Source organism: Mesorhizobium sp. M1E.F.Ca.ET.041.01.1.1 (assembly GCF_003997355.1).
In the GTDB taxonomy this organism is placed as follows: Bacteria; Pseudomonadota; Alphaproteobacteria; order Rhizobiales; family Rhizobiaceae; genus Mesorhizobium.
Map to the genome: position 1 here is coordinate 1 of NZ_RZSL01000823.1, position 2,118 is coordinate 2,118.

3 protein-coding genes are annotated in these 2,118 nt (G+C 65.5%); all 3 read right to left on the bottom strand.

Annotated elements, in window-relative coordinates:
• Positions 1–879: DUF3991 and toprim domain-containing protein (locus tag EOA38_RS34640; protein ID WP_348627549.1), on the bottom strand; the 879-nt coding region annotated here is incomplete at its 3' end.
• 303 nt (positions 880–1,182) lie between these two features.
• Positions 1,183–1,368, bottom strand: a complete 186-nt coding sequence (locus EOA38_RS34650) for a hypothetical protein (protein ID WP_082980354.1) — start codon at positions 1,366–1,368, stop codon at positions 1,183–1,185.
• Positions 1,369–1,885: 517 nt separating this feature from the next.
• A partial coding sequence (locus EOA38_RS34660) for a DUF982 domain-containing protein (RefSeq protein WP_127301339.1) occupies positions 1,886–2,118 on the bottom strand: 233 nt, incomplete at its 5' end.

The window sequence follows — 2,118 nt, forward strand, 5'->3', positions numbered from 1 at the left end:
CGCATGCAGGTCCTCGTTCCAATCATCGGCGACGGGACGCAGCCGCTCGAAACCGCACCCCGCCTCTACCGCGATCGTTTCGAGCCGGCCGGCATAGACCTCGCCCTGGGCGTTGTTGTCGGTCGCGGCGACAAGAAGCGCGCCGTTGCGCGCCGCAAGTCCGCGGATCGCCGCCACGGTCGCCGGGGCCCAGCCGCCGCCGGTGCTGAGATAAAGGCTGCGCGGCCGCAGTTCCTCGATCGCGGCAAGGCTCATGGCATCGATGGCCGCTTCGGTGACGCAGAAGCGGCTTGCCTCGACAGCGCCAAGACGAAACAGCAGCTTGGCGCCTCCGCTCGCGAACCCCCGCCATTCAGGACCGCGCTCCTCCCAGCCGGTGAGCGCGCCGGCCTCATCGGTGTGCGCCGCCCACATGCTGCCGCGCGGACCCTCGCGAAGCCGGTCCTGGCGGATCGCCACGCGGATGACGGTTTCTGACAGACGGCGTTCCTGGCGCAGATAGCGCCAGGTCATGGACCCGGGGCACGGCCCGCGGCGGCTTTGCCAACGCTCGGAAACGGAACGGCCCGGTCGCGTCTTATGAGGAACCCCCGTCCAGACGGGCTCGCGGGGAACGAAGCCGATCAAATCCGCCACATGATCTAGCGCTCCCACGAAGCGGACGCCCTCGAGGCGCTCGACCAGGCGGAACACGTCTCCCTTGGCCTCCGACAGTGGATCGAACCAGCCTTTGCCGTCGTGAATGACGATGATAATTTCGGCGCCGCGCCGGAGTTTTACGGCGCGTCTAGTGCTCTGCTTCTGATCGACCGCGAAGCCCGCCCGCTCCAGCACCGCAGTACACAGAACGCCACTTCTGAGTTCCTCGACATCGCTCATCTCCATTCTTATCCCGGCGCCCATGAGGTTCCGTCCCTTCCTGTTCGGTTTCCTTTCCCGCGAATCCCGCGGGACCCGACCCCAAGGCCGCGAAGAGCGACGGAGGCAAGGGCGCGGCCGGGCAACTGAGGAATGTTCGGAGCACTGTGATTTTCCCAGCCGCGGCGCAGCCTCCCTTGCCGCCGCTCGCTCGCAAGCGGCACCCAATCGCCGCGCATCGGCCCGCCGATCGGCAGGCCGTTGGATCACGGTCGGTGCAATTTGGGCTTTGTGACGGGGCGGGCCGCCAAGCTCCGGGCCGGCTCAACGAGCCGGCCTGATCTGGAATGGGTCGTATTCGTGAAGGATTTCGAGATCATCGCCAGGCTCGATCTCATCGCTGCGGAGCACACCGATCGCGTTGCCGGATTTGAAGAGGATGACGGGGACCATCAGGGTGCGGGCGAGGTCCAGGGCGTGGTGTTGAGCCAGGGCAAGATCGTGCGACATTTGAGGGCCTTCCACTTTGAGCGAGGCCAATCCCCGCTCGATGGCTCCCGTCAGTGTCGTGGGCTGGTCGCGATCACCGCGCGGGCTTTAGCCAAGCGGCCGCAGCTTGCTAGCGGACCCCTTGAGGGTTGATCGTGGAAGATCCGGAACAGGACCAGGAAAGCCATCGCAGAAGAGCGGGGTTGGGTTGCTCCTATGGATAAGCGCTGGTGCATGCCGATCTTGCGAACTGGATGAACGCCAAGGCTCTGTGCCGCTGGCTGGTTGTTCAGGTGAGCATCCGCCGCCAGCCCGTGCGATCCTCAGAGGTCGCACCACGACATGGCCCGAAACCGCTGAATTTGCGGCGCCTGCTCAGCCACGCTCCCCAATGCAGCGCCTTGGAACCAGAACCGCGCTCGCCGCTGGCGCTACGAATGTAGCCCGCTCGGCAGCCGCTCGTCCAACGCCAGGCGCGATCATGGCGCTGGCGGATCGCTATGGAGAGAAGAAGCGACGCAATGCGCGTCGTAAATTTTCAATCGCTGCGCAGGATTTTTGCTTCAAGCGCCGCTGCGACGAAAGCTCGGCGGGCGGCCGGTGGATGGCTCTCACCGCGCAACACGCGCAGACACGCGTCCATCGCTGCCTTGCGCTTTTCCGTTTCACGCGTGAGATCCCGCAGCAAGATCGTGGCCGCGTCATTGACATCGAACACGACGCGCTCCGCGGCGTGGCGGCTTAGCTGGACCACGACCGGCCGCTCAAATC

Bases quoted from the DNA above. Each gene is read 5' to 3' on its own strand.
- EOA38_RS34650 (WP_082980354.1), bottom strand. From the start codon at position 1,368: ATGTCGCACGATCTTGCCCTGGCTCAACACCACGCCCTGGACCTCGCC.